General features: G+C 48.1%; 24 protein-coding genes, 2 tRNA genes and 1 other annotated feature. Of the genes, 9 read left to right on the forward strand and 17 right to left on the reverse strand.

The genetic code is table 11. From position 1 onward, the window contains the following. Positions 1–66 precede the first annotated feature (66 nt). From clpX to B9D94_RS21985, 4 genes are all read right to left on the reverse strand, one after another. Positions 67–1,332 carry an ATP-dependent protease ATP-binding subunit ClpX gene (clpX, locus tag B9D94_RS21970; RefSeq protein WP_006208780.1) on the reverse strand — a complete coding sequence of 422 codons (1,266 nt, stop codon included), beginning with the start codon at positions 1,330–1,332 and terminating at the stop codon, positions 67–69. A 14-nt stretch (positions 1,333–1,346) separates the two neighbouring features. Further along, positions 1,347–1,937: an ATP-dependent Clp endopeptidase proteolytic subunit ClpP gene (gene clpP, locus B9D94_RS21975; RefSeq protein ID WP_006208779.1), complete on the reverse strand. Its 591-nt coding sequence runs from the start codon at positions 1,935–1,937 to the stop codon at positions 1,347–1,349. Between the two features lie 275 nt (positions 1,938–2,212). Next, on the reverse strand, positions 2,213–3,541 hold the full coding sequence (tig, locus tag B9D94_RS21980) for a trigger factor (protein WP_063478857.1): 1,329 nt from the start codon (positions 3,539–3,541) through the stop codon (positions 2,213–2,215). 146 nt (positions 3,542–3,687) lie between these two features. Continuing rightward, positions 3,688–4,530, reverse strand: coding sequence for a hypothetical protein (locus B9D94_RS21985; RefSeq protein ID WP_006208777.1), 843 nt, complete (start codon positions 4,528–4,530; stop codon positions 3,688–3,690). A gap of 360 nt (positions 4,531–4,890) precedes the next feature. Between B9D94_RS21985 and B9D94_RS21990 the strand changes: the two genes are divergently transcribed. Continuing rightward, a tRNA-Arg gene (locus B9D94_RS21990) sits at positions 4,891–4,964 on the forward strand. Positions 4,965–5,313: 349 nt separating this feature from the next. Here B9D94_RS21990 and B9D94_RS21995 read toward each other — a convergent pair. Beyond that, a complete protein-coding gene (locus tag B9D94_RS21995) occupies positions 5,314–5,781 on the reverse strand; it encodes an acetyltransferase (protein WP_148247979.1) in 468 nt (155 codons plus the stop codon). Between the two features lie 126 nt (positions 5,782–5,907). Here B9D94_RS21995 and B9D94_RS22000 point away from each other — a divergent pair, with 126 nt between their 5' ends. The 3 genes from B9D94_RS22000 to B9D94_RS22010 all read left to right on the forward strand — a co-directional run bounded on the left by B9D94_RS22000 (position 5,908) and on the right by B9D94_RS22010 (position 9,440). Then, positions 5,908–6,336 carry an EamA family transporter gene (locus tag B9D94_RS22000; protein ID WP_006208775.1) on the forward strand — a complete coding sequence of 143 codons (429 nt, stop codon included), beginning with the start codon at positions 5,908–5,910 and terminating at the stop codon, positions 6,334–6,336. 133 nt (positions 6,337–6,469) lie between these two features. Then, entirely contained in the window at positions 6,470–7,234 is a 765-nt protein-coding gene (locus B9D94_RS22005) for a class I SAM-dependent methyltransferase (RefSeq protein WP_148247980.1), read from the forward strand. 57 nt (positions 7,235–7,291) lie between these two features. Beyond that, positions 7,292–7,516: a binding site (T-box leader), on the forward strand. Between the two features lie 61 nt (positions 7,517–7,577). Next, entirely contained in the window at positions 7,578–9,440 is a 1,863-nt protein-coding gene (locus tag B9D94_RS22010; protein WP_148247981.1) for an arginine--tRNA ligase, read from the forward strand. Positions 9,441–9,538: 98 nt separating this feature from the next. On the opposite strand, the gene B9D94_RS22015 is transcribed toward B9D94_RS22010, so the two are convergent. After that, complete coding sequence (locus B9D94_RS22015; RefSeq protein WP_148247982.1) at positions 9,539–9,979, reverse strand: hypothetical protein; 441 nt, start codon at positions 9,977–9,979, stop codon at positions 9,539–9,541. 181 nt (positions 9,980–10,160) lie between these two features. Beyond that, a tRNA-Arg gene (locus B9D94_RS22020) sits at positions 10,161–10,234 on the reverse strand. Between the two features lie 158 nt (positions 10,235–10,392). Between B9D94_RS22020 and B9D94_RS22025 the strand changes: the two genes are divergently transcribed. Next, positions 10,393–10,689 carry a magnetosome magnetite crystal formation protein family gene (locus B9D94_RS22025; RefSeq protein WP_036641371.1) on the forward strand — a complete coding sequence of 99 codons (297 nt, stop codon included), beginning with the start codon at positions 10,393–10,395 and terminating at the stop codon, positions 10,687–10,689. 95 nt (positions 10,690–10,784) lie between these two features. On the opposite strand, the gene B9D94_RS22030 is transcribed toward B9D94_RS22025, so the two are convergent. Further along, positions 10,785–11,150, reverse strand: coding sequence for a hypothetical protein (locus tag B9D94_RS22030; protein WP_006208768.1), 366 nt, complete (start codon positions 11,148–11,150; stop codon positions 10,785–10,787). 54 nt (positions 11,151–11,204) lie between these two features. Next, positions 11,205–11,519 (reverse strand): hypothetical protein, encoded by a 315-nt coding sequence (locus tag B9D94_RS22035; RefSeq protein WP_006208767.1) that lies wholly within the window; start codon positions 11,517–11,519, stop codon positions 11,205–11,207. Between the two features lie 162 nt (positions 11,520–11,681). Between B9D94_RS22035 and asnB the strand changes: the two genes are divergently transcribed. Then, entirely contained in the window at positions 11,682–13,526 is a 1,845-nt protein-coding gene (gene asnB, locus B9D94_RS22040) for an asparagine synthase (glutamine-hydrolyzing) (protein ID WP_036641365.1), read from the forward strand. 117 nt (positions 13,527–13,643) lie between these two features. On the opposite strand, the gene rdgB is transcribed toward asnB, so the two are convergent. From rdgB to B9D94_RS22055, 3 genes are all read right to left on the reverse strand, one after another. Next, entirely contained in the window at positions 13,644–14,234 is a 591-nt protein-coding gene (gene rdgB, locus B9D94_RS22045; protein ID WP_148247983.1) for an RdgB/HAM1 family non-canonical purine NTP pyrophosphatase, read from the reverse strand. A 3-nt stretch (positions 14,235–14,237) separates the two neighbouring features. Continuing rightward, positions 14,238–14,996 carry a ribonuclease PH gene (gene rph / locus B9D94_RS22050; RefSeq protein WP_036641360.1) on the reverse strand — a complete coding sequence of 253 codons (759 nt, stop codon included), beginning with the start codon at positions 14,994–14,996 and terminating at the stop codon, positions 14,238–14,240. A 115-nt stretch (positions 14,997–15,111) separates the two neighbouring features. Beyond that, complete coding sequence (locus B9D94_RS22055; protein ID WP_148247984.1) at positions 15,112–16,170, reverse strand: GerMN domain-containing protein; 1,059 nt, start codon at positions 16,168–16,170, stop codon at positions 15,112–15,114. Positions 16,171–16,338: 168 nt separating this feature from the next. Here B9D94_RS22055 and B9D94_RS22060 point away from each other — a divergent pair, with 168 nt between their 5' ends. Next, the gene (locus tag B9D94_RS22060; protein ID WP_006208761.1) at positions 16,339–16,902 is read left to right on the forward strand and encodes a phosphatidylglycerophosphatase A family protein; all 564 of its coding nucleotides are present in this window, start codon (positions 16,339–16,341) and stop codon (positions 16,900–16,902) included. Between the two features lie 358 nt (positions 16,903–17,260). Here the strand turns inward: B9D94_RS22060 and B9D94_RS22065 are convergent, their stop codons facing one another. The 4 genes from B9D94_RS22065 to B9D94_RS22080 form a co-directional block, all read right to left on the reverse strand. Next, positions 17,261–19,705 carry a glycogen/starch/alpha-glucan phosphorylase gene (locus B9D94_RS22065; protein ID WP_148247985.1) on the reverse strand — a complete coding sequence of 815 codons (2,445 nt, stop codon included), beginning with the start codon at positions 19,703–19,705 and terminating at the stop codon, positions 17,261–17,263. A gap of 39 nt (positions 19,706–19,744) precedes the next feature. Next, positions 19,745–20,848 (reverse strand): glucose-1-phosphate adenylyltransferase subunit GlgD, encoded by a 1,104-nt coding sequence (glgD, locus tag B9D94_RS22070; RefSeq protein ID WP_006208758.1) that lies wholly within the window; start codon positions 20,846–20,848, stop codon positions 19,745–19,747. Between the two features lie 13 nt (positions 20,849–20,861). Continuing rightward, the gene (locus tag B9D94_RS22075) at positions 20,862–22,043 is read right to left on the reverse strand and encodes a glucose-1-phosphate adenylyltransferase (protein ID WP_006208757.1); all 1,182 of its coding nucleotides are present in this window, start codon (positions 22,041–22,043) and stop codon (positions 20,862–20,864) included. 448 nt (positions 22,044–22,491) lie between these two features. Beyond that, positions 22,492–23,613 (reverse strand): MBL fold metallo-hydrolase, encoded by a 1,122-nt coding sequence (locus B9D94_RS22080; RefSeq protein WP_235187411.1) that lies wholly within the window; start codon positions 23,611–23,613, stop codon positions 22,492–22,494. 280 nt (positions 23,614–23,893) lie between these two features. Here B9D94_RS22080 and B9D94_RS22085 point away from each other — a divergent pair, with 280 nt between their 5' ends. Then, positions 23,894–24,190, forward strand: coding sequence for a stalk domain-containing protein (locus B9D94_RS22085; RefSeq protein ID WP_148247986.1), 297 nt, complete (start codon positions 23,894–23,896; stop codon positions 24,188–24,190). A gap of 86 nt (positions 24,191–24,276) precedes the next feature. Continuing rightward, positions 24,277–25,316 (forward strand): IS630 family transposase gene (locus B9D94_RS22090; protein WP_253806011.1). Its coding sequence is split into 2 segments (ribosomal slippage): positions 24,277–24,777 and positions 24,780–25,316, totalling 1,038 coding nucleotides; the frame shifts between segments, so codons are not numbered across the junction. Positions 25,317–25,790: 474 nt separating this feature from the next. Here B9D94_RS22090 and B9D94_RS22095 read toward each other — a convergent pair. Further along, positions 25,791–26,543 (reverse strand): hypothetical protein, encoded by a 753-nt coding sequence (locus B9D94_RS22095; protein ID WP_036641354.1) that lies wholly within the window; start codon positions 26,541–26,543, stop codon positions 25,791–25,793. Positions 26,544–26,668: the final 125 nt, after the last annotated feature.

A 26,668-nucleotide genomic window follows, 5' to 3' on the forward strand; every position in this document is an offset into this window, starting at 1 on the left:
GACTGGACATAACTGGAAGTGGAGAATCAGCGTAGATTTATTCCACGCCTAATACGCTATGGCGTATTAAGCACTTTCTTCTTGTTTCTTGTCATCTTCGCTTCCCTTGCTCTGCAGCTCAGGAATCACTTTATCGCGAACAACCTGCTCCGTGATGACGCAATCCTTGATGTCATCTCTGGACGGCACTTCGTACATAACATCCAGCATAATGCCTTCAATGATCGAACGCAATCCGCGTGCACCGGTATTCCGCTTAATTGCCTCGCGGGCAATCGCTTCTAGAGCACCTGGCTCAAACTTGAGGTTGACATTGTCAAATTCAAGCAGCTTTTGGTACTGTTTCGTGAGCGCGTTTTTCGGCTCGGACAGAATGCGTACCAGCGTTGCCTCATCCAGCGGCTCCAAAGTGGAGACTACAGGCAGACGGCCAACAAATTCCGGAATCAAACCGAATTTGAGCAAGTCTTCCGGCAGAACCATGGTCAGGTATTCACCTGGCTTAAGATCCTTTTGGCTCTCTCCGGAAGCATTGAAACCGATGACCTTCTTGCCAATCCGGCGTTTGATATACTGCTCCAGACCGTCAAATGCACCACCACAGATGAACAAAATGTTCGTTGTATCGATCTGAATGAATTCCTGATGCGGATGCTTGCGTCCTCCTTGCGGTGGAACAGAAGCAACGGTACCTTCAAGAATTTTCAGCAAGGCTTGTTGAACACCTTCACCGGATACGTCACGCGTAATGGACGGGTTCTCCGATTTGCGGGCTACTTTATCGATTTCATCAATATAGATAATGCCGCGTTCTGCTTTTTCCACATCATAGTCTGCTGCCTGGATCAGCTTCAGCAGAATGTTCTCTACATCTTCACCTACATAACCGGCTTCTGTCAGTGAAGTTGCGTCCGCAATAGCAAACGGAACATTGAGAATTTTAGCCATCGTTTGTGCAAGCAATGTTTTACCGGAACCTGTAGGTCCAAGCAGCAAAATGTTACTCTTTTGCAATTCAACATCCTCAATCTTGTTCTGGGTGTTGATGCGCTTATAGTGGTTGTAGACAGCAACCGAAAGGGATTTCTTCGCTTGATCCTGTCCGATTACGTATTGATCCAGAATGTCACGAATATCACGTGGCTTCGGAATATCCTTCAGATCCACTTCTTCCTCATGTCCGAGTTCTTCCTCTACAATCTCGGAGCACAAGTCAATACACTCGTCACATATATAAACACCGGGCCCCGCAACCAGTTTGCGGACCTGCTCCTGGGATTTACCGCAGAAGGAGCATTTTAGCTGCCCTTTGTCATCGTTAAATTTAAACATGCTATTACCACCCCTTAAGATTTGGTCGGTGAAGACAGAACATCGTCAATAATACCGTACGCCTTCGCTTCCTCCGCGCTCATGAAAAAGTCGCGGTCTGTATCGCGTTCGATTTTTTCAAGGGGCTGACCCGTGCGCTCCACATAGATTTGATTCAGCTTATGTCTGGTCTTGATGATCCAATCTGCATGGATTTGGATATCGGATGCCTGACCCTGAATACCCCCGAGCGGTTGATGTATCATTACTTCACTGTTCTCGAGAGCATAGCGTTTGCCTGGTGCTCCGGCAGTAAGCAGCAGCGATCCCATACTGGCGGCCATACCTACGCAAATGGTTGACACATCAGGCTTAATCAACTGCATCGTATCATATATACCCATCCCGGCTGTAACCGAACCGCCAGGAGAATTGATGTACAAAGAGATGTCCTTTTCCGGATCTTCCGCAGCCAAAAACAGCAGCTGGGCAATAACAAGATTGGCAACATCGTCATCTATCGCACTGCTGAGGAATATAATGCGATCCTTCAGTAATCTTGAGTAGATATCGTAAGATCTTTCGCCTCGACTAGTTTGCTCAACAACCATAGGTACAAGACTCATGCGACCAACCTCTTTTCCTTGAAAAATATACGGCAGTGTTACAAAAGTTATTCTAACATGTTCGCAGCACGATGTCATTTTTTAACCCTGTTTACATTCTATGAACTTCCCAAGAATTATATCCTGCCAACTTGTCTCATTATGTATGTCGAAATCAATAACCAATTCATGTCATAATTAGTATTAAATTGGCTATTGTTAGGTAAAAATAAGGCACGCATGAAATGTACGTGCCTTATCGAATGTGAGGGCAGCTTTTCGCAGCTGCCTTTTTATTATTCTTCAGTTGCAGTTTCTTCTTTTTTCTCCACAGGAGCGCCTTCTACACTGTTTTCCAGCAAGAAGTCGATCGTTTTGCGAAGAAGCAATTCTTCACGAAGGCTGTCAAGGGAACCGTTAGCACCCAGGATGCTGCGGATTTCTTCAGCGGAACGTTTGTACGTATCAGCCATATTTTCCAGCTCTTTGTTGATTTCCTCTTCCGTTACTTCGAGCTTCTCTTCTTTTGCGATTTGCTCCAGCACGAGGTTGTTGCGAACGCGTTTTTCAGCGTCTTCTTTCATTTGTCCTTCCAGATCGTCACTGCTTTGGCCGGAGAAGCTAAGGAACATTTCCAGGTTCATGCCTTGTTGACGAAGACGGTTGTCGAAATCGCGCATCATGTTTTGAACTTCGGATTGGATCATAGCGTCTGGAATTTCAATTTCAGCATTAGCCGCTGCTTTTTCAACAGCTTCGTTCTCGCGAACGCCTTGTGCTTCTTGCTCTTTGCGAGTCAGCAATTGTTTCTTCAGATCTTCCTTGTACTCATCAAGGGTATCAAATTCACTAACGTCTTTAGCGAATTCATCATCCAGCTCAGGAAGCTGTTTGCGCTTGATTTCGTGTACTTTCACTTTGAAGACAGCTTGCTTGTTAGCTAACTCAGCTGCATGGTAGTTCTCTGGGAACGTAACTTCCACGTCTTTGAAATCTCCAGTAGCCATACCAATGACTTGATCTTCAAAGCCTGGAATGAAGGAGTTGCTTCCGAGTTCAAGGGAATAACGCTCAGCTTGTCCACCTTCAAAAGGCACACCGTCAACGGAACCGTCGAAATCGATCACTACGATATCACCGGATACAGACGCGCCTTCATCGATTACAGCAAGCTCAGCATGACGTTGTTGCAGACGCTCGAGCTCTTCGTTCAGTTCCTCTTCAGAAACTTCAGCGGCTACAGCAGCTACTTCAACACCTTTGTAATCACCCAGTTTAACTTCAGGTTTCACCGTTACTTTAGCTTTGAACTTGAAAGTTTCACCTTTAGCGAATTGCTCGATGTCCACTTCCGGACGATCTACAGGGAAAATATCCGCTTGATCTACAGCTTCGCTGTATGCTTCTGGAAGCAAGATGTCGATTGCATCCTGGTACAAGCTCTCTACGCCATAACGAGCTTCAAAAATCGGGCGAGGCACTTTACCTTTACGGAATCCAGGTACATTTGCTTTTTTAGCTACTTTATTAAAAGCTTTGTCGAGGGCGGATGCAACGCGATCCGCATCAACCTCAACGTCAAGAACGCCAAGGTTCTTCTCTATTTTTTCCCAAGTTGCTTTCATTTATGCTTTCCCCTCCAAAATAATTCACGTGGTCGGCGCAATAATGTATCACGTACCGAATAACCACTATAGTATAAACAACATTAAATCCTTTTTCAAGGGCGAACCCTTATGCTACGATACCGTAAACGTTTTCCAGGCTATGGCTATTCTTCCACACCCGCTGCCACAAATTGCTTGAGAGATCGGTAGGCTCCCTCATAGCGGAACCGCATGGTGTCCGTTATACCGTAGAGCGGGCGGATTTCCTCCTCATTCCGAAACCCCTTCAAACTCTCCGATACAATGTCATGGAGCGCGGCCGCCCATATGTCAAGCGTAGATTCTTCTTCATCCAGCATGGAATGGTAATCTTCGGTACCGTAAATGGCCATTATGAACTGGGACCATAGTTCTTGTGCAAAATAAAACAAAGTCGGTTCATGAATTTCCGTCTGATCTGCAACTCGCTCCAATATTCTCGTTATGGCAAGCGGAAAACTCCCCGGGTCCAGCGGCACCGTGTCGATCTCAATCTCTACGGCTTCCTGTCCCCGATGAAGGCTTACATTTCCCTCCATGCCCCTTCTTCGGAGTGTTTGTAGCACTCGAAATTGCAGCAGGGGATGAAGCGGCGTATCCTGCAGCCACTCAACCAAAACAGCATCAATCTCCGGACGATCCAGATAGGCGAGCTGTTCCAGTGCCAGAATGGTCTGTTCGGTCAACGGTCCGTTCATAACGGAAGCGAGCAGCTTGTCGGCATATCCGGCATCCTGAGCAACTTTTTCCTTAACCATCTGCCTCGCCATTTCCGCTTCGTCTGGATCATCCTCTTCGATATCTGCATCGGAATCAACCGAACGAGGTACAGCCTGTTCTGGAAACGCAGCTTCAAGCCATTCGAGGAGCGAATGCCACTCTTCATAATGCCGTTCATTCTGTCCGCCGCATCTCAGCAGAAAACGCAAAACTTCCATTGCTTCACCGTATCGTTCGTTCTCGAGCATAACCGTAAGCTGAATCTGGTAATAATCCAGCGTCTTCGGAAACAGGATGATGTTCTTATCCTCATGTTCTTGGGAGTAAGAGTCCTTGATAAGGACACCTCCTTTCTATTCCTGTTTTTCATATTCGTTGATTATAGCATATGTACTGCCAAGTTAAAAAAAGAGCGCGGTCTAAGCACTTTCCTGCCGTTCTGAAACATTCCGCCGACGCCTTTATTGAAATCCATCTTATGTCTTATCAATATAACCCGGAATGACACACTAATAATCTGGCAGATTCAAAAATGTTCGCAACTTAAAATAATTGTTGAATTTCCCCAATGCATGTGATAATATATTTTTTGCTTGAAAAATTTCTGTGTCCCAGTAGCTCAGCTGGATAGAGCAACGGCCTTCTAAGCCGTCGGTCAGGGGTTCGAATCCCTTCTGGGACGTAAAATGAAGAAGCAGCCACTTATCATCGTGGCTGCTTCTTTGCGTATTCCAGAAGGGACGATGAACCCGGAATCGGGTTCGCCTTAGCGTACGCTTCGGGAGGGGTTACTTCGCAGTCGGCCTGCAAGACCGCATCCCTTCTGGGACACAGTCCGCATATGAACTCCATAGGCCACAATCACAACTTGAACGGACACCAGGAGCGTTATTTCAGAAAAAACGTCCCGTTTTAAAATTTAGCGGACACCACAGCTGTTATTTAGCAATTTAACAGGCAAATCACCCTCTTTTGGCGTTTATAACGGCCCTCAGGTCCGTTAGCATATCTGTTAGAGCTTTTTCACCATATTAGCGGCTTCTGAGTCCGTTATGGCGACCCAGCTCCATATGAATCAGTGGATACGGCTTGCCTGCACCATCCAGCTCCGAGCGGCCCGTCTGCACAAAACCGTATTTTTTGTAAAAAGCGTGGGCTCCGGCGTTCTGTTCATTTACATCGACAGTAAGTTTATCCCCCTTCAACGATTCGGCATGCCGAATCAATTGGCTCCCCGCTCCTCGCCCATGATGCTGTGGATCCACAAACAACATTTCGATTTTCGAGCCGTCCAGGCCCATAAATCCAACGGGCTTGAAATCCTTGTTCAAGCACACCCATAACTCCACAGCTCGAAGTGCTTCATTTTTCACCATTTTATAATAAAAACGGAGATCCTCCTCTGTCAGGAAATCATGCGTGCTGCACACAGCGCGATGCCACAGCTCCACTAATTGATCATGATATTCTTCTTTATAAGCAACAATATGACCCGTCATCCGAAATTCAACCCCATCTCAGGAAAATCACTAGGAAAATGTAATGATATTGTACAAATCACTCCATACTATTATATAGAAATCCTTAATAGTATTCAGGTCTTTATCGTTCAGGAGGGATATAGGATGCCATTATGGCTTATGTACGCACTGCTGTCGGCGGCCACCGCTGCACTTGTCGCTATTTTCGGCAAAATCGGGCTGCAAAATATCGATGCCAATTCAGCCACTGCCATTCGATCTGTCATCATGGCACTGTTCCTGCTGGGCGTGGTGGCCGTTCAGGGCAAATTTTCCGAGCTCGGGGAAATCCTCGTGCAGAAGAAAGCCTTAAGCTTCATTGTGCTAAGCGGAATTGCAGGAGCCATGTCCTGGCTGTTTTATTTTTTGGCACTGAAATACGGTAAGGTATCGCAGGTCGGGCCCATCGATAAATTAAGCGTGGTCATCGCCGTGATTCTTGCCTTTTTGTTTCTTGGAGAGAAAATATCCTGGATTAACGTGATCGGCGTCGCACTCATTGCTGTTGGTGCCCTGCTCGTTGCCGTAAAATAAAGCCGCTGATCAGCGGTTTATCTCATGATCCACTCATAGTTACAACCTATTGAATCTATCGCATTTATATATTTCTAATTATAAACAAAACCTGTCACAATGAGGTTATTCATAAAAAAGGGGGAGTCTTACGATGTCGGAGCAAATATGGAAGCCTCGGGATTACGATCGGCAGTTGTCGTTTGTTTCAGCTTATGGAAAAGGTTTGGCAGAGCTTCTGGCGCCTCGAGCCGGCGAGCGGATTCTCGACCTTGGGTGCGGGACCGGTGATTTGGCTTATGAAATATCTACGGCCGGTGCATACGTGACCGGTATGGACTCAGCCGTGGAGATGATTGAGCAGGCCCAAACTAAGTATAAAAGCCTTGCATTCCGCGTTGGAAATGGCGAAAACTTCACGGTCGAAGCACCTTATGATGCTGTCTTCTCCAATGCGGCGCTGCACTGGATGAAGAATGCTGCAGGTGCAGTCCGCTCTGTGCATGGCGCACTAAGGAGCGGCGGCCGATTCGTCGCCGAATTTGGAGGACAAGGCAATATTGAAACGATCTATGAAGCCCTAAGAACTGTATTCGCCGACCATTATGGAATCGATGCGGACACACGAAATCCGTGGTATTTTCCTAGTGTGGCAGAATATGCGACTCTGCTGGAAGCCCAAGGGTTCCGGGTCCGTATGGCACATCATTATGACCGTCCTACCAAGCTGTCTGAGGGCAAGGAGGGCGTTCGGTATTGGCTCCTGCATTTTGGCGATCATTTCTTTACCGGATTTACAGCTGAAGAAAGGGACCATGCAATTGCCCGCATCAGCCAAATAAGCTACGACACGCTCTGGCATGAGGATGCCTACTACGCAGATTATAAGCGCTTGCGTATCATTGCGGAGAAGCTTTAACAATTTTATGGTTGATTTTCTAAATAGATTGGTTATAATATGAAAAACTTGAAAATGTGATTTTCGTTGATTGGGAGAGTAACTGCTTCAGACTTTAGTCCAAGCGAGCCGGGAGGGTGGAAACCGGTACAAAGTCGGCCGTGAAACGGACCCAGGAGATGGTCTTCCGAATTGAAGGATTGTAGGAAGCCCCGGCTTACACCGTTATTGTATGAAGGTGGTTGAACCCTTGCCGGTTTAACAACAAGAGTGGTACCGCGAGCACAAGTCCTCGTCTCTTTATTGAGATGAGGGCTTTTTTTATTTTTCCGAGGTGTTCTTATTTTTCAAAGGGGGATTTACCGTGTTAAGTCAATTAATGATTACCAGTGTTCAACAAGCAGCAATCCAGGTGTGTGACTCTTTCGGCATCAAGCTGCCGGAATCCATCCCAGTCCGGGTCGAGCAGCCCTCCAGCATAGAGCACGGGGATTATGCAACCAACATCGCAATGCAGCTTGCCAAGCTGCTTCGTAAGGCTCCCCTGCACATTGCCGAGTTAATTAAAACGGAGCTTGAGCAGGATGTTCCCTTCAAACAACTGGTTTCGGCCACGGAGGTCGTGGCTCCAGGTTTTATCAATCTGCACATCGACTGGGAAGCGTGGGCCAACCACCCATTTGAACTGCCGCCGGCGACCCATGAAAAGATTGTTATCGAGCACACCTCCATCAATCCGAACAAATCTGCGCATATCGGTCATTTACGGAATTCCTGTATCGGGGATACGCTGGTCCGGCTGATGAGAAAGCTTGGCTATGAGGTGGAGGCGCATAATTATATCGACGATCTTGGCAATCAGCTGGCGGATACGGTTGTTGGAATGCTCCATACCCCGCTGTCCAAGGAACATGCCAGATTCGGTGATTACTGCTGGGATGTGTATTCGAGCACGAATAAAGCATACGAAAGAGAACCTGCACTGGTTCAACATCGGACGGAAGTTCTCCACGCATTGGAGGAGGGACATCAGAATCTTTCCTGGATCGGATTGCTCGTAGCTGAAAGAATCGTTAAAGAGCATCTTGAAGAAATGAAGCAGTTTGGCATTGGATACGACCTTCTGGTATGGGAGAGCAGCATTGTCAGAGAGGGATTTTGGGATTCCGCTTTCGAATTGTTGAAGAACACCTCACTGTTCCATCAGGAAACCGAGGGTAAGCTGGCAGGCTGCTGGGTGCTCAAACAATTAGGGGGAGATAAGGCAGACGATCCCGATTCCGAGCACAGCATGGACAAAGTGCTGGTACGCTCTAATGGCATTTTGACTTACACCGCCAAAGATATTGCTTATCATTTGTGGAAATACGGACTGCTCTCCAATGATTTTGTATATACAAGATTCACCGAAGATGTTTGGACCACGAGCACTCAGGGTGAACAGCAGGCATATGGCAAAGCCGATATGGTTATCAATGTCATTGATTACAGGCAGCAGTACCCACAGCTGATGGTGAAGCAGGCACTGGAAGGCTTGGGATTCAACGAAGAAGCCCAGAACCTTCGACATGTCAGTTACGGCGTGGTTTCACTTAGTCCTTCGGCAGCAGCGGATCTTGGAATCGACACTTCCGACGGAAAGGCGTCCTATGCCATGTCCGGACGTCAAGGGATCGGGATAAAAATTACCGAGCTTATCCAGCAAGTAGCCAAAGTCATCGAAGATACCCGTTCGGATAAAAACGGATTGTCCAGCCATGCGATAGCAGCAGCCTCCATCCGTTACTATCTGCTTCGCTTTGCACTGCAAACCGAGGTTGTGTTCGATCTGAAACAGGCCACGGAAATTTCGGGAAATACGGGAGTCTACCTGCTCTATTCCTACGCGCGTGCACTTAGTGTTCTCAATAAAGCGCAGGATGCCGGTGTCTTGCCCTCTATGCCTGCTCACTTCCCTGACATGGAAAAAGCAGAGCATGCGCTGCTGAGGCATATCAGCACCTGGCATGATACCCTTTATGCTGCCGGACGAGAGCTATCCCCAAGCGCCATCTGTAACTTCGCGTATGAGCTGTGCTCCTTGTTCAACAATTTTTATTCGGCATGTCCGATTCTGAAAGCCGAGGCAGACGTACAGCGTTTCCGGATATGGCTCACTTCGCTGTTTAAGGATACCCTTGGCGAAGCTTTGGAAGTGTTGGGATTGCCAACGCCGAGCCGGATGTAAAGGAAACTCTGTGGGAGGTTCCTGAATGCAGCTGTAGTTTCTTTAAAAAAGCCGCCCATTCTTATTCAACAAGAATAAGAATGGGCGGCTTTTTTCCTTTATTGCAGCCCTCTGACGGTCAGTCTGACCTGAACTCCATCCGTTGCTGGCTCTTCCTGAAGAGTCCAGTTGACAGCCATTGCCTCCTTCAAGCGAGCCAACTGCTCCTTCTTGAGCTTTAACCCCTCAATGATTCCCTCACCCACACGGAAGTCGGATTCCGAGCTGAGGTGAAAGGTTTCCTCCAGCCATATTTTCAGACCGTTTCGGGTATTAAACGTAATTTTGTAGCCCTCGATAACGGCTTTTTCCAAATCTTCCCCATGCTCTCCCGCATAGGCGAACAGTTCCCCGTAATGAAAATGACCATTCTGAGCAATCTGAAATCTCTCATTCTCTCCCGAGCGTACTGCCTCCAGCAACTCGGAGGAGGTGAGTCCCGATTTTCTGGCGTGCTCCAATAAGATGGCGGTATTCTGTGATATTTTAGTAAGCTGCATGCTTGATGCCTCCTCAATATATATACGAAAATATTTTTTCTTCTATTATAAGATGAAATGATTATGAAGTCAGGTCTTCTCAAAACATAAACTAATCGTGTCATGGATATCTTTCATTTGCAAGAAAGGCGGCCCTTGATTGGACGCAAAAACACCGCCATAAATGGCGGTGCCTCTTTTACGTCCCAGAAGGGATTCGAACCCCTGACCGACGGCTTAGAAGGCCGTTGCTCTATCCAGCTGAGCTACTGGGACATATATGTATGAAATGCTTTAAAACAGTAACGAAGTATATTATATCGCATATTCGGCATTTTTTAAAGAACTTTTTTTGAATACCCTCATTACAGAATCAGGAACGCGCTTACTGGGTAATATGTATATCATCAGAATGACTTTAGGAGTGTGATACCATGAGACAGCTTCTGTCCTCTTTATCGTATTTCAGCATCTTTTTTGCGCCGTTTCTTCTCCCCCTCATCGTGTGGATTCTGTCTCCGGACGCCTACGTTGCCAAGCACGCCCGCCGTGCATTATTCTCGCACGTATTCCCGGTTATCGCAGCGATACCCATGATCTATATGGCCGTAACCTCGGGGTCCTTCGGCTCCATTATCGGGTATCTCATCCTGTTCGGGATCATCTACTTCGGAGCATTTGTATATAACATCATCATGGGCATTCAAGTATTGCGGGAAACGGCTTACTAAACACATCAGATGATTGAAGGGCCATGCAGCTATCATGCTGCATGGCCCTTCTTGTCTAGGCTTCCAAAGAACTTTGCCAATCTTTTTCCTAACCCCTAAAAATACTGAGGTCCTTCGCTGAGCCGCTGATTCAACTGCTCGTACAATTGACCGGTCGAGAGGAGCTGCTGTTTAAAGGTATCCCGATCCTCCTCGGCCGTGGAATGAACACTATTCTCGAACGCTTCGTCCGTAGCATCCACAAAAGCATCATGCATGCTGTTATCAAACCAGTCGAGCTCCATGCTGGCGTTGCTCCGGACGATTCTCACCAGTTCGTAGCCTCCCAGCGGAGACGATGGTGTCAGGTAAGCCAGCAATGCGCTTTCTCCCTCCGCTTCAGGATATACCTCCACCTCGGCGCATGGCGCACCGTTAACTTCGGTAATCCGTCGAATTTTTGCGTCTCTAATTGCGTACATCATGCATTCTCCTTCATGGGATGTGCAGGCTTCTGCACAATCCTTTTTTTATTTTCACGTCATATCGGAGAGCAATCGCAGCTCCTCCATCTGCTGACGCGTTGCCGGCGTACCCAACTGATATATCGTCCGGTACACATTATCCAGGGAAGATTGAAACAGGGCATTGGAGCTTTGTTGCGGCGTATCCGGCCAAGGAAACATGTATCCAAGGGCTTCTTCTTCCTTCTCCTGCATCATATCCAGCTCAATCCGGACTTGATCAGCCTCTTCCGGCGTAGCTTCGATCTCCCATTCATAAGGGCTTGCCCCCTGCTGAGTCAACACAGAACGGCTTTGCACGGAGACGTAATAGGTTGACTTATCCATGGACGCTTCTCTCCTTTGCTTTGAAATTCGTCCTCTTTCTTAGTTTTCGTAAAAGGACAGACATTTTATGCCTTCCTTCGGCATATATCTGTATCACTTTGGCGACGTAGGATTAAAAAGTTGGGACAGCGTATGACAAAGACAAAGAGAGGATGAACCGTCATGTGCGGAATAACCGGTTTTATACAATGGAGCGGCGATTTGACGCAGGATTCGCAGCTGCTGGTAAAAATGACAGAAAGTTTGGCTCACCGCGGACCTGACGGATCCGGCACCTGGATTTCCAACCCGTGCGCATTTGGACACCGAAGACTCAGCGTGATCGACCCCGAAAATGGAGCTCAGCCGATGATCATTCATCAGGAAGAGGAAGTCTACGCCATTGTATACAACGGGGAATTATATAATGCTGCTGAGCTTAAAGACGAATTGATACGACGCGGACATCGTTTCAATACCAAGTGTGATACGGAAGTGTTGTTAGTCTCCTATATCGAATGGGGCCCCGAGTGTTTGGAACGCCTCAATGGAATATTTGCCTTTGCCATTTGGGATAGTGCGCAGGAACAAGTGTTTCTGGCACGGGACCGGGTGGGAGTAAAACCCTTGTTCTACAGCTACATCGACGGAACCTTGGTTTTCGGCTCTGAACCCAAAGCACTGCTACAGCATCCGAAGGTGGAGCCCGTGGTCGGTGCTGAAGGACTTGCCGAAGTGTTCATTATCGGTCCTGCACGGACCCCGGGGCATGGCGTCTATAAAGACATCTCCGAACTCCGCCCTGGCATGGCGATGATATTTAACCGGGAAGGGTTGCGCAAATACACCTATTGGAAGCTGGAAAGCAAACCGCATGAGGATGATGTAGACCAAACGGCAAGCTACTTGCGCGATCTCCTCCGGGATACGGTAGAGCGTCAGCTGGTATCTGACGTGCCGGTCTGCTCCCTTTTATCCGGGGGGCTTGATTCCAGTGCGCTTTCTTCCCTTGCCGTCGATTACTATAAGCGGACGGGCCAAGGACAAGTGCATACCTACTCTGTCGATTATGTGGACAACAACAAGCACTTTCAGTCCCATTCCTTCCAGCCTGGCGCAGATGCGCCATGGATTCAACGGATGCACGATGAGCTTGGGACGAACCATCACTGGATTGAATTCGATACTCCCGAATTGGTTGAGGCGCTGGATACCTCCACGCAAAAGCGCGACCTGCCCGGCATGGCCGACGTTGATGCATCGCTGCTCCTCTTCTGCCGAGAGATCAAAAAAGGCGCCACCGTTGCCATATCGGGCGAAGCTGCCGATGAAATATTTGGCGGATATCCTTGGTTTCACCGGGAAGACATGCTGAACTCCGGCACATTCCCATGGTCGGTCGCTCCGGACATGAGAGCCGGACTTCTGTCTGCCGAAATCCGGGACTGGATCAGACCCCTGGAATACCTGGGAGACCGCTATTCGGATGCGGTAGCTGAAGTCCCTAAGCTGGACGGCGAGACTGGCCAGCAAGCCAAAATGCGGGTTATGTCCTACCTCAACATCACCCGCTTTATGCCAACCCTGCTGGATCGCAAGGACCGGATGAGTATGGGCGTCGGACTGGAAGTCCGTGTGCCTTATACCGATCATCGTCTGATCGATTATGTGTGGAACATCCCATGGAGCATCAAAACAGCAGGCGACCGTGAAAAAGGCATTCTGCGCAAGGCGCTGGAGGGCGTGCTCCCGGATGATGTCCTGTACCGCAAAAAAAGTCCATATCCCAAAACCCACAATCCGAACTACCTGACCGCCGTCAAAGCGCAGGTACTGTCCATACTGGATGATGGCACATCTCCGCTGCTTCCGCTCATTGATACTGCGCGGATACGGGAGCTGGCCTCTTCTCCGGACGCGTCCTCCAATCTCCCTTGGTTCGGTCAATTGATGTCCGGCCCGCAGCTGTTTGCCTACCTGGCCCAGGTTCATTTCTGGCTTAAAGAATATAACGTATCCATACGTTAAACCTTATTCTACTGAAAAAACAAAGAAACCATACCCGCTCACGCCGGTATGGTTTCTTTTTGCAATCATCTCGATTCAGCTCAACGCCTGCAGATACGCAACCAGCTTGCGAAGGGCTTATCCGCGGTGACTGATTAACTGCTTCTCCTCCAGGGAAAGCTCTGCCATCGTTTTCTCATGGCTTGGCAAGTAGAACAGCGGATCGTACCCGAAACCGCCGCTTCCGGATGGATCGGAAGTGATCCACCCTTCGACATGCCCTTCCGCCTCCAGCTTTTCTCCTGAAACCGGATCGTACAGCACCAGCACGCAGACGAATCGGGCCGGGCTTAACAAGGGCTGCTCGGTGTCCTCACCCAGTCTTAATTGCTCCAGCTCGCCGATCAGCTTCTCGTTATTATCCTCATCCGCGCCATGCTCACCTGCATACCTTGCGGAATATACACCCGGAGCGCCGTCCAGCGCATCCACGCATAATCCGGAATCATCTGCAAGCACAGGCAATCCCAGTGCATCACCGACCGCTTTGGCTTTCTTGAATGCATTGGCTGCGAAGGTAACTCCATCTTCAACGACATCAGGCAATTCAGGGTAATCGTACATACTCTTGACTTCCACGCCAAGCGCAGCAAATGCATGTGCAAATTCCTTCACTTTCCCCTGATTGCGGGTAGCTACAATGAGAGTATCCCCAAGTGTCAGCGTCATATCTTAGACTCCAGTTCCCGCATTCACGGAACCGATTTTGGCTGCAATGGGTCCGAGTGCTTCCTGTTGACGCTCGATCAGCTCGCGGATTCCTTTTTCCCCAAGCTCCAGAATCTGATCCAGCTCCTCGCGCGAGAATGGGCTTTCTTCGCCGGTTCCTTGAACCTCAACGAATTTACCCCCTCCGGTCATAACCAGATTCATATCCACCTTCGCTTTGGAATCCTCTTCATAGTTCAGGTCTAGCAGCGCCTGTCCTCCAGCGATACCCACACTAATCGATGCCAAGTAATCCGTGATCGGAAATACTGCGAGTTTATGTTGTTCTGCAATTTTATTTACCGCTATGGCCAGGGCTACAAATGCTCCTGTTATGGAGGTGGTCCGCGTTCCGCCATCCGCCTGGATCACATCGCAGTCCAGCGTAATTGTCCGCTCGCCAAGAGCATGCAGATTCACAACAGACCTGAGCGCTCTGCCGATCAGCCGCTGAATTTCCATCGTCCGGCCAGTGAGTTTACCGCGATTGGCTTCCCGCTGATTCCGAGATTGTGTTGCGCGCGGCAGCATTGAATATTCAGCCGTCACCCAGCCCTTTCCTTGTCCTTTCAGAAACGGGGGAACTTTCTCATCCACGGTTGCCGTAATCAGCACCTTGGTGTCTCCCATTTCGATGTACACGGAGCCTTCCGCATATTTATTCACATGGGTCGATAAATTCATCGGTCGAAGCTCATCGCTCTTACGTCCGTTAGATCTCATGTTTTCTGCCTCCTACTTCTTATCGCAATCCTGATTAGCATTCCCTATTCTACCAAAGTGCAGGCACAAAAGCACCTTTTTGGGGTGCATCTTGTCAAACAAAGCGATAAAATCGTCAGATCGAAATTTCGTTAATAAATTCCGGACGGCTTACTGGCTCACTGTAGTTGCGGCTGTCCGTTCCAACCACCTCAGCCAGATCGTTCATCCGGATTTTCACCTTCGCATTTTCCGAATTTTCGGAAACCGTAAGCACGACAGCCTGCAGCAGCTCGGTCGGAACCTGCTCTCCCTGTTCAAACATGCTGTCCTGGAGCGATACGGTTACGGCGCCGTCCTCCCCTGTTTCAATGGATGCAACGGTTGTGTCATCCGGAATGACTTCAACGAGTCCATCACCATACTGCGGTCCACGAATCAGCTCATTCAAGGCGGCCTGAACCGCATCTTGTCCGGTCGGAACAAGTCTTGTTACCGGTACATAGTACTGGATCCCGTCTGTCGTTAATGAGGAGAAATAAACGGTAACCGGTGAGGAAGCGGAGTATAACGCATCATCTGCCTTCTGCAAATTAATGCCCATCGCACGAGACAGCGGACGATCCAGCGGCGTGTGATTCACCGGCATCTCCGTCAGCTTGACTCCATCCACCCATACCTGCATCTGCTCAATGCCTTCATGTCCTGTCAGCGTCCACGTCAACGCCTCCAAAATTCTTCGTTCATCTGCCGCTTTATATTCCGTAAACGATTTATTGAATTCAACAACAGCCAGTTTGTTCTCCTGATCTACCGTCACATTATTGATTTGGGTACCGGCAGGCAGCACGGCCTGGAAGCCCTGTGGAACAAAGCCCGCGTAGCGCCCTCCATTCACAAGCACTTCAAGGGATTCGGCCACCTCATTGGCACCCTCGACCTTCGGAATCCCCAAGGTTACTGGTGCCAGCATTCCTCTCGTATCGGATAAATAAACCGTGGTTTGTGTGCCAATGTCGCCCTGCGCCGCTGTAGATCCGGCCGTGTTCAGCATCTGCTTCTCCACTTGTGCAGGCGGTGGGTCAATCGCTTCCGATTGGTTCCCGGAAAACACACCACAGCCGGACAATACGATCGGAACAGCAAGCAGCCCGGCGGCGGAAAGCCTGCGAAGATTGCGTTTGTTACTTTTCATGTATTGTTCCTCCCTAACATTTTTTTGTACAGGTTGTACTCCTATGTATACGAGCCCTTTCCAAAAAAATAACTCTCAGTTTTGCCCTTTCTGGACAAAGGGGTGCCGGAAAAAGTACAATCGTCGTAAGCATCTTCATCAACCCACAAAAATGAGGTGAGTTCCATCATGGCAGAAAACGATACAAATATCCCTTACAGTCTGAACAGCAAAAAGGTAGCAGAAGCAACACGGAGCCTGCTGCATGAGCGTGGAATCAAATTGGAGGAAATCGCAGAGCTGGTAATGATCCTTCAAAAGAAATACTATCCGAATTTGACGATGGAAGAATGCATCGAAAATGTGGATGCCGTGCTCAGCAAACGCGAGGTGCAAAATGCGGTATTGACCGGAATCCAACTGGATATTTTGGCGGAGGAGGGCAACCTCATCTCTCCGCTTCAGGAAATGCTGGCCAATGATGAAGGGCTATATGGCGTGGATGAGGTTCTGGCATTTTCCATCGTTAACGTGTACGGCAGCATCGGCTTCACCAATTACGGGTATATCGACAAACTCAAGCCCGGCATTCTGGAGCAATTGAATGATAAATCAAGCGGCAGGGTCCATACCTTCCTGGACGATATCGTCGGTGCGGTTGCCGCAGCCGCCAGCAGCCGGATCGCCCATCGCAAGCAAGCGGACCGGGAGATCGAGTTGTACGGCACGACCGAAGAACTCCCCAAAGAATAAACCATTTCAAAAAGGAGATTCGCAGCTATCGCGAATCTCCTTTTTTATCGCCTATCAATTGGACTCCTCCACCTTGACCTAATCGAAGGAGCCCGGTAATTTCAAAGAATCATAGACGATAGCGCGCTTACCGAAATCTAAGCTTCTCCAGGCTTGGAGATGAGTTCCTTCTATAATAAAGAGGCTCATCTTCGGCTATGAAAAATCGGGCTGTCCAATTGCATAAAACGGTAAATCTATCTAGTCATTTTTGCAAGCCTCAATCATATCCTATGATGAAGAACAATCCAATAGAGCACTTATGGATACCCCGCCAATCTCTATGACGGGGTTCTTTTTTTGTCAGAAAAATAGTAGACTACCTGTTCATACTGACCTTTACGGAAGCAATGTCCCAGATGTCGGATGCATAGCGGTGAATGGTATTGTCGCTGGAGAAATGACCCGAATGGGCAATATTGATAATTGACTTCTCGGTCCAGGCCCTGGCATTCAGATAGACGTCATCGATATCCGCCTGGGTCGCAACATAGCTGGAAAAGTCCTCCAATACAAAAAATTCATCATTGTGATCCAGCAGGGACTGCAGGATCTGACCGAATTCCAGCTCGTGACAGCAGAACGGGCCTGAGGATATTAATTGATCCAGCACACGGGCGATTCTCGAATCCTGCGCATACCTCTCTCTGGCTACATACGCCCCGGTCCGGTAATATTCCAGCACATCCGCAAGTTCCAGACCAAACAGGAACATATTATCTCTGCCCAGCAGCTCAAACATCTCCACATTCGCTCCATCCAGCGTACCGATGGTCAATGCGCCATTCATCATAAATTTCATATTACCCGTGCCGGATGCCTCCTTGCCGGCGGTTGATATCTGCTCGCTCACATCGGCAGCGGGAATAATCCTCTCGGCAAGCGAGACCGAATAATTCTCGAGAAACAGCACTTGAAGTTTGTCATTTACCTCCGAATCGTGATTAACGACATCCGCTACGACATTAATTAACTTGATGATGCTTTTGGCTAAATAGTAACCCGGCGCTGCCTTCGCCCCAAAAATGACGGTACGCGGTACACGATCTGCCCCCGGCTGATCCTTAATCTCGTTATAAGCATGGATGACACGCAAAATGTTCAGCAGCTGCCGCTTGTAGCCATGGAGCCGCTTAACATGGACATCAAATATCGAATCAGGATTAATCTGTATCCCTTGTTTATGGGCAATATAGTCCGCAAGCCGTTCTTTATTGCTCCGTTTGATTCGCTGAATTCCTTGCTGAAAGGCAGAATCCGTCTTTAATGACTGAAGCTGTATCAGTTGAACGGGATCCGTGATCCACGAGGTACCGATGCCTTCGCTGATGAGCTGGCTCAATCCCGGATTGCTGTGCATGAGCCAGCGGCGGTGGGTAATCCCGTTGGTCTTGTTGCTGAACCGCTCCGGATACAGCTCATATTGCGGTTTCATCACCTGCGTCTTAAGCAGTTCTGTATGCAGAGCTGCTACGCCGTTCACATGATAGCTTCCCACGATGGCCAGATTGGCCATTCGTATTTGATCGCTCTCCACAATCGCGAGCTGTGATATACGCTCTTGGTCGCCTGGATAACGATCCAGCAGCATGCTGCAGAAACGTTTGTTGATCTCTTCAATGATCATGTAAACGCGAGGTAGCAGCTCCCTGACCATACCAGCCGGCCATTTTTCCAATGCTTCGCTCAGCAGGGTATGATTGGTATAGGACACGGTCCGGCTCGTAATGTCCCAAGCCTCATCCCAACCCAAACCCTTGTCGTCAACAAGAATCCGCATCAGCTCGGGTATGACCAGTGTAGGGTGTGTATCATTAATATGAATTGCGACATATTCCGGCAGCTCACGATACATCAGCCCCAGCTTGTCAAACGTTCTGAGGATGCTCTGAACCCCCGCGGAACAGAGAAAGTACTGCTGCTTCAGCCGCAGAAGCTTGCCTTCGTAAGCCGAATCATCCGGGTACAAAAATTCCGATATGGATTCAACCGACCTGTTATATTCTAAAAATTTATAATAGCTGTTATGTTGATTGGCCGTACGGATTCTGGACAAATCCGTTGCCGATTCGGCGCTCCACAGGCGCAATGTATTCACCTGCCCCTCGCCATAACCGATCACAGGCACATCATAAGGGACGGCCAGAACACGTTCGTAGTCCACCGTGTGAAACACCGTTCGTTCTTCCTGCATACCGATTTCCACATGACCCCAGAAGCGTACTTCCACCGCTTTGTCCGCCCGCCGCTCTTCCCAGACGTTACCCCGCTGGAGCCAATTGTCAGGCAGCTCAACCTGATAACCATCAATAATCTTCTGTTCAAACAATCCATACTTATAACGAATCCCGCATCCATGGCCTGCATAACTCAGTGATGCCAGCGAATCCAGAAAGCATGCTGCAAGACGCCCAAGCCCCCCGTTGCCGAGACCTGCATCCGGCTCCTGCTCCTCAATCTCTTCCAAATTCCAGCCCAGCTCCAGCAGACCGCTCCGGACCATGTCCAGCACGCCGAGATTCAGCAGATTGTTTCCCATCAGCCGCCCGATCAAAAATTCCAGCGAGAAGTAATATACTTGTTTCTGCGCTGTATCCCGGTAGGTCCGATTGGCTGCCGCCCATTGCCGTCCGACATACTCCCGGATCATGCCCCCGAGTATTTTATAAACATCCTCAGGCGCTGCTTCTTCAAGCCCCTTCCCCAAACGACTCACCAATTGCTCCGTAAAGACCTGCTTGAATGTTTCCTTGTTGTTAAACAAAAGAAAGTTCCTCCTGACGGACTCGTTTTATTTTTGATATCAGATGGAGATGTCCTTGGCAATTACAAAGGGCTTGCGAAAATCGCCCTGAAGTTTATGATCCCGCGAGATGATCACGTCTTTATCGAGTATGACGTTCTCAAGCCTTACGTTTTCACCAATAACGCACTTTTGCATAATAATCGAATTGTGAATGCTCGCACCTCTTTTTACCTGTACCCCTCGAAACAGAATGCTGTTCTTGACTTCCCCATCGATCTGACAACCGTTGGCTACCAACGCATTGCTTACATCGGCGGAGTTCAAATATTTTGCCGGAACCTCGTACTTGATTTTGGTGTGAACAGACTGCTTGCGAAACAAGCTGTTGTATGCCGTGGGGTTGAGAAGATTCATGCTGGTGCGGTAATAGCTTTCAAGCGAGTTGATCACCGCATGATATCCGCGATATTCGTACCCTGCAATATTCAGCTTATGACGGTTGCGCATGATCGCATCCCGAAAGAAATTGCTGCCGCCATGGGCTATGCAATGATCCGCCATCTCAAGAAACAACGATTTCTCCATCACAAACAATTCCATGTAGACCCCATCGTGCTTGTGTTCGTAATGGATGTCCGTTACGATGCCATCCTCGTTGACATCCAGGTGTGTGCAGGAACGATGCTCATCTCTCGGCTTATCCACTCTTGTGTATACCAGTGTTACATCAGCGCCCTGCTCCAGATGGTATTCATACACCTCGTTCAAATCGACCGTACTGATATGCTGACTGCCGGAATGCACGATATATTTTGCAGCCCCCCGCTCAAAGAAATCCAGATTGTTATAAATATGTCGCAGCTCGCCGGCGGACACATCCGTCTCATCATTCCAATCCGGTGGAAGGATGAATAAGCCGCCCCGCTTACGATGCATATCCCACGGACGACCTTCACCGAGATGATCCATCAAGGATCGGTATTTCCGGCGAACGAAGAGCGCGATATCCTGGATGCCGGCATGCATCATGTTCGACATCACAAAGTCAATCAAGCGATACCTGCTCGCAAAAGGCACAGCCGCACCGCAGCGGTAATACGTCAATTCATTCAGCACATCCCGTTCATGCTCCAAATTAATAATCCCCATGAGTTCTCTCATCTGCGATCCCGTCCTAACCTTGATTAATGTGGGACGAAGACGATTGAAGCAGCTTCAGCACGTCTTCATCATTACCGCTTACAAGCACGATCTGGGATGGATCTTCCGGAGGCGGACCGATGGTTGTATGGTCTTCAATGACCATATCCTCGGTCACGATGGCACGGTGTATGCGAACATGGCTGCCAATACGCACCTTGGGCATGATAACCGAATCGGTGATGACACTGCCTTCCCCTATCTCAACGCCATAAAAGAGGACCGAGTGCTCCACCTCGCCGCATACGGTGCAGCCTTCATTAATCATGCTGTTCCGCACGACCGCGGTTGGCGAAATATACTCTGCCGGCTGATTCGGATTCCGGGTATAAATCCGCCATAACGGATCGTTTAAGTCCAGCTTGGGCTTCTCGCTGAGCAGATCCATATTGGCTTCCCATAGGCTTTGGATCGTGCCGACATCCTTCCAATACCCGTCGAATGGATAGGCGTACAGCGTTTTCCCATCATCCAGCATATTCGGCAGAATGTCTTTGCCAAAATCATGGCTCGTTCCTGGAAGCTCCGCATTCTGCAGTAAATAGGATCGCAGCAGCTTCCAGCGGAACAGATACACGCCCATGGAAGCTGTAGTGCTCTTGGGCTGTGCCGGCTTCTCCTCGAATTCATAAATCCGGTAGTTCTCATCCGTATTCACCATGCCGAACCGCTTCGCTTCGTCCAGACTGACTTCAATGACCGAGATGGTGCAATCGGCATCCTTCTCCTTGTGGTAAGCCAGCATGCGGTCGTAATCCATTTTGTAGATGTGGTCTCCTGATAAAATGAGGACGTGCTCGGGATCATACTGATCAATAAACTTGAGGTTACGGAAGATTGCATCTGCCGTCCCGCGGTACCAGGTAGTCCCGTCTTCGCGTTCATGGGGCGGCAGCACGAATACGCCCCCATTCAGCCGGTCCATATCCCAGTCGCTGCCTACACCAATGTAGGAATGCAGCACCAGCGGCTCATACTGCGTGAGCACACCGACGGTGTCAATTCCAGAATGGGAGCAGTTGCTGAGGGGAAAATCAATAATCCGGTATGTACCCCCAAAATAAACAGCCGGCTTCGCCAGTGTCTTTGTCAGACCCTTCAGCCGTTTGCCTTGACCTCCTGCGAGCAGCATGGCAACCACATCTTTTTTCTTCATGGCAGATTCTCCTTTTCAGGGGCTTATGAGATACGAATCCTATAACATGAAAATTGCAGATTGAAACCCAAGTGATGGAGTGGATCATGGTGGTCAATGATTAAGACTAAAGATGATACAAGAGGGAATGCTTGCGCTTATACAGCACAGGTAACATTAAATATATGCGGGTTATTAGAAAACTCTGACTCCGGATAACGAAGGATCCCCCTAAGTTGAAGCGCTTTCCTATTCTAAGAATGTACTCTGCTGCAGTCTTACAGGGGATGTACCTACCAAGCATCCAGACGCAGCGGTTCGGACGCTTTTTCCCGGGGTATCCCATAGCGGATGCTCCACAACGTATCCCTTCTGATCTATTAAACAAAAAACCGCCCTTTCTACGCATGATGGAAGCAAACGTACAAGCAGACGGTTTATTCATGTCTTGATTATATCAGGAATACCGCTATTTCCGCACAGAAAAATAGCACATTCCGTCCTCGTTGTCCACCATCTCGGCTTCCCCGCGATCGGTGAGCTCGGCAAGATGGGCAAGCGCTTCGCACATGGCAAAGCGCAGCTGGTGGATGCCGAGCTTATCGCCGAAGAGGGCGGTGCAGACCTCGAAGGCGGTTAGCCGTCCGGCTGCGCCCAGCATGCCGGCGATTGCCGTCAGGCGCTCCTCGTGATGAACGAGGAGCGCTTCGATCCGTTCACGGACATGCGTGAACGGGTGGCGGTGTCCGGGATACGCAGTCCGGACATGCAGTTCCCGCAGGCGGCGCAGCCCTGCGAGGAAGAGCGCCAGCGGCCCGGCGTCGCTGCCGGGCAGCAGGCTGACGTTGGGCGAGATTTGCGGCAGCACGGCATCGCCGCAGAGCAGAATGCCGCTGTCGGCATGGAAGAACGACAGATGCCCCGGAGCATGGCCGGCGGTTTGGACCGGTATCCATATCCTGTTCCCCATCCGGAAAGGCAGGTCCTCCCCGATGTACGAGACTTGCGGCTGCGGCGTAACTTGGGAGAAGAAGCTGTTCAGATGCTCCGGCAGCTGGTCAAGCCAGGATTCCGGCATGCCATGCAGCCCAAAGAACGACGGAAGCGCGCTGTCCATAGTAGAATCCGGGCCCCACATCAGCATCGCTTCCCGATGGGCACGCTCGGACATCCAGACCTTCGCACCGGTGCGCTCCTGAAACCATCCGGCCAGGCCATAGTGATCCGGATGATGGTGAGTCAGCACAACCGAGACGATGTCGCTGATTCCGATATCGAGCAGCTCCAGCGCAGCCTGCCATTCCTGCTCCGAGGAGTCCGTACGCGGGCCTGGGTCAAGGATGGTGACACCATCATCTCCCCGCAGCACATAACTGTTCACCCAGCGCAAAGGATTAGACAGCGTAATCTTCACCTGACTGAGCTGATGCTCTTCTATATGATTAATCCCGGGGATTTGTCCCTTCTCTTCCTGATTCATCGTAGATGCAACCTCCATCTGCATTGTGGCTTCAAAACCTGACCCTTTCATCATAAGCTTGTAATCGGGATATGTATACAAAAGGCTGAGCTCGTTTGGAGCGGTGTTCAAAGAAGAAGGCACCCCCGTATGGCCCATACCATCTTGGAGATGCCTTTTCTTTAGCGCCTTCCAAGTCCCTCACAGGGACTTGCACACTGCTTTCGCTCCCGCCTTTTATTAGCCTCAATATCATACAACAAACAAAAAACAAGGGAAATCTACTTCTATATATCAAATATCGAACACATGTTCTTTACATATGAGGTATTTAATTACTTTTCTGAAGGTAATTTGTTATTATTTGTCGAATAACTTATTACATCAAATAAAAAAGGGGTAGTTATAAATCATGAAGGATAAGTTAAAAGGGTTAGTGATTGGTATTACAATTGGTTCAATGTTAACAGGAGTCACTGCGTATGCTGCTTCTGGAACAAGCATTAAAGCTGTGATACAAAAGGTTAATTTAATTGTAGATGGCAAAAAACAAACAATAACTAAAGCAATAACATATAACAATACAACATATGTGCCAGTTCGGACTTTGAGTAACGCAGTTAGCAAAGATATATCGCTCAGAGGGGATAATCTTTATGTTGGAAAACAGCCAGCAATTAAAGTAACACAAGATAAAGCTGCTATATAGACTGAACTTAAGAACTACAAATCATCTTTACAAAGCGTCCTGAATTGGGTAATAGAAGAAACATTAACCATTAGGACGTGATCAGGATGAAGACAAAATCAAACCAAGTCAAAACGTTGGAAACGGCTCTTCGAGAGACCTCGGACAAACGAATGTACGAACGCTATCTTGCTGTCCTTCATCATCTAGAAGGCCATACGAACCGAGAAATTGCAAAGATGATTAAGCGCACGGAGAAAACCGTCAGTGGCTATATTCGCAGTTACCATGAAGGCGGTATCGATGCGCTGGCGCTTGGCCACTCCCCCGGAAAACCGCATAGATTAAGTGATGAACAGGAACAAATATTAGCTGAAACCATCGCCACCAAGCGACCCGTTGACGTTGGCATCGAGGCCAAATACACCTGGACGCTAAAGCTGACCATGCTCTTTGTTGAACGTGAATTCCAGAAAATGTTTACAGAGAGAGGGATGTCCAAATTACTTCATCGGCTGGGGTTTAGTTACACGAAAGCTACGTACACACTGGAATCAGCTGATCCAGATGAACAAGAAACCTTTCGTAACAAAACCTTCCCTGCGCTAAAAAAAAGCTTATAGACAACCAAATCGATCACTTGCTGTTCGAGGACGAGTCTATGATTCGCGCCTATCAATCCTTGCAGTACAACTGGTTTCCCAAAGGTCACCAGCGCAAGATTCCAACCTACGGTCGCCATCAAGGTGCAAAGATATTCGGCGTATTGAATTACGAAACCGGAGAAATTCTGTATCGTGACGGTGAGCGTTATGATGCGCCCGCCTTCATTCAGTTTCTTGATACCGTTCTACAGGCGTATCCGACCGGTAAGATTGTTATGATCTTAGACAATGGGAAAATTCACCACGCAAAGCAGGTCCAGGTGTACTTGCAACAACATTCTCGCCTGGATTTTGTCTTCTTACCCAAATACTCGCCCGAGCTCAATCTTGTGGAGGGACTTTGGAAATGGCTGAAGAGCGACGTGGTTCACAATGTATTTTACAAGAAGTTTTATCATATTCGACTTAACATCGCTGCGTTTATGAGACGAGTCAATATCCACCGGATGGAGACCATTGACCGCCTTTGCATCCGTCTGTAAATCAAAAGTTCAGTCTATATAGTCTCGTCTATTCAAAAATAAAAAAAGATGCTGACAAGTACAAGCTTCATTTCATGGAGGAAGGAACTGAAGGTAGTCGATACTTAATAAGAGCATATGAGAACATGACAACTCACATAGCTACATTTGGTTGGTATTATGTAGATATGTATAGTGGGGTTGTTTATAAGTGGGATTTGGCAACAGATGAATTAATAAAATTATAGGGATCATTTTTTTCGTAAAGCATCCTAAATATCATAAAGCTAAACTTTTCATCCTTTATTGTATTATTTTGTTGCGGTATACGGCTATCTCATTTAGTGAATGGGCACACGTGATTGGAGCTTTAATTTACCATCCCTCAAATAAGAATGGGAATAGAACCCTCGCTTAAAAGCATTGAGTTCTATTCCCTTAATTACTTCAATCATGATTATTAACAGTCACATTTTCAACCAACGATCACCTAACTTAAAATTGAGTCCAAGGTGCCCCCGAAATGTTACTATGAGTCGATGTCGTTGAATAATATCTGTGCTTCGGTGTCGATGCCTTTATTTTAATACCAAAAGTGTCAGTTATAAATCCAACAGCACCTGTTGCAGTCGATTTCCATGTTCCTGATCCATAGTAATACCCACCAGTGATATACCCTGGATTATTGTTAGAAACCTCAGAAATAATCATTACAGGATTCCTATTTACATGAGCATAGGTAACACTCAGTGGTTTAACAGCCACCGAATTATTATGCTCCCAAACCACCGTTAAAGTTAAAGTTGTTGTTTCAATTCCGAAGACATTAAATTTCATCGAATGACTTGCAGATGCCGCAATACCTGATGCAGCGAGCATATTCACATCATTTAGTGAAGTGCCCACACTTTCATTTTCAATGCTTACAGGAACCTCTATTCCATCAACAAAATAATTTTTGTTAATTTCTTTTCCATTTCCCATATCCTTGAATACTTCTTCGTAATTTGCAGTAAACATAAAGGTCACGAAAGCTTTCTGTTGGCTTTCATCTAGATTTTTAAATTGCTCTAATGTCTCTACTGCACCTGTATCTCCTGTACTAATTAAATTTTCCAGATAATCAATATAAGATTCTGGTGTTGAATTTCCCATTGGTTCTGCTGCGGAAGTTGACGATACAAATCCGAGAGATACTATAAACAATAAAGCCGCTAAACTCATTTTACAAATCACTTTCAAAATCATCAGATATTTCCTCCTGGATGCAAAAAATGTATGGAATTGGCGCGCCATTGATATTTATGTTAACATATATTCTAGCAAATGGAAAATATATTTTATATTTATTTACAAAGGTGGTAATAATTATG

The sequence above is a fragment of the Paenibacillus sp. Cedars genome (genome assembly GCF_003184205.1).
GTDB lineage: Bacteria > Bacillota > Bacilli > Paenibacillales > Paenibacillaceae > Paenibacillus_AQ > Paenibacillus_AQ glucanolyticus.

Bases quoted from the DNA above. Each gene is read 5' to 3' on its own strand.
- B9D94_RS22015 (WP_148247982.1), bottom strand. From the start codon at position 9,979: ATGCAGCTTACTAAAATATCACAGAATACCGCCATCTTATTGGAGCAC.
- B9D94_RS22055 (WP_148247984.1), bottom strand. From the start codon at position 16,170: ATGAAAAGTAACAAACGCAATCTTCGCAGGCTTTCCGCCGCCGGGCTG.
- B9D94_RS22005 (WP_148247980.1), top strand. From the start codon at position 6,470: ATGTCGGAGCAAATATGGAAGCCTCGGGATTACGATCGGCAGTTGTCG.
- B9D94_RS22095 (WP_036641354.1), bottom strand. From the start codon at position 26,543: ATGATTTTGAAAGTGATTTGTAAAATGAGTTTAGCGGCTTTATTGTTT.
- B9D94_RS22075 (WP_006208757.1), bottom strand. From the start codon at position 22,043: ATGAAGAAAAAAGATGTGGTTGCCATGCTGCTCGCAGGAGGTCAAGGC.
- clpX (WP_006208780.1), bottom strand. From the start codon at position 1,332: ATGTTTAAATTTAACGATGACAAAGGGCAGCTAAAATGCTCCTTCTGC.
- asnB (WP_036641365.1), top strand. From the start codon at position 11,682: ATGTGCGGAATAACCGGTTTTATACAATGGAGCGGCGATTTGACGCAG.
- B9D94_RS22060 (WP_006208761.1), top strand. From the start codon at position 16,339: ATGGCAGAAAACGATACAAATATCCCTTACAGTCTGAACAGCAAAAAG.
- B9D94_RS21985 (WP_006208777.1), bottom strand. From the start codon at position 4,530: ATGCTCGAGAACGAACGATACGGTGAAGCAATGGAAGTTTTGCGTTTT.
- B9D94_RS22030 (WP_006208768.1), bottom strand. From the start codon at position 11,150: ATGTACGCAATTAGAGACGCAAAAATTCGACGGATTACCGAAGTTAAC.
- B9D94_RS21995 (WP_148247979.1), bottom strand. From the start codon at position 5,781: ATGACGGGTCATATTGTTGCTTATAAAGAAGAATATCATGATCAATTA.
- B9D94_RS22085 (WP_148247986.1), top strand. From the start codon at position 23,894: ATGAAGGATAAGTTAAAAGGGTTAGTGATTGGTATTACAATTGGTTCA.
- B9D94_RS22035 (WP_006208767.1), bottom strand. From the start codon at position 11,519: ATGGATAAGTCAACCTATTACGTCTCCGTGCAAAGCCGTTCTGTGTTG.
- glgD (WP_006208758.1), bottom strand. From the start codon at position 20,848: ATGAGAGAACTCATGGGGATTATTAATTTGGAGCATGAACGGGATGTG.
- B9D94_RS22000 (WP_006208775.1), top strand. From the start codon at position 5,908: ATGCCATTATGGCTTATGTACGCACTGCTGTCGGCGGCCACCGCTGCA.
- rph (WP_036641360.1), bottom strand. From the start codon at position 14,996: ATGAGATCTAACGGACGTAAGAGCGATGAGCTTCGACCGATGAATTTA.
- rdgB (WP_148247983.1), bottom strand. From the start codon at position 14,234: ATGACGCTGACACTTGGGGATACTCTCATTGTAGCTACCCGCAATCAG.
- clpP (WP_006208779.1), bottom strand. From the start codon at position 1,937: ATGAGTCTTGTACCTATGGTTGTTGAGCAAACTAGTCGAGGCGAAAGA.
- tig (WP_063478857.1), bottom strand. From the start codon at position 3,541: ATGAAAGCAACTTGGGAAAAAATAGAGAAGAACCTTGGCGTTCTTGAC.
- B9D94_RS22025 (WP_036641371.1), top strand. From the start codon at position 10,393: ATGAGACAGCTTCTGTCCTCTTTATCGTATTTCAGCATCTTTTTTGCG.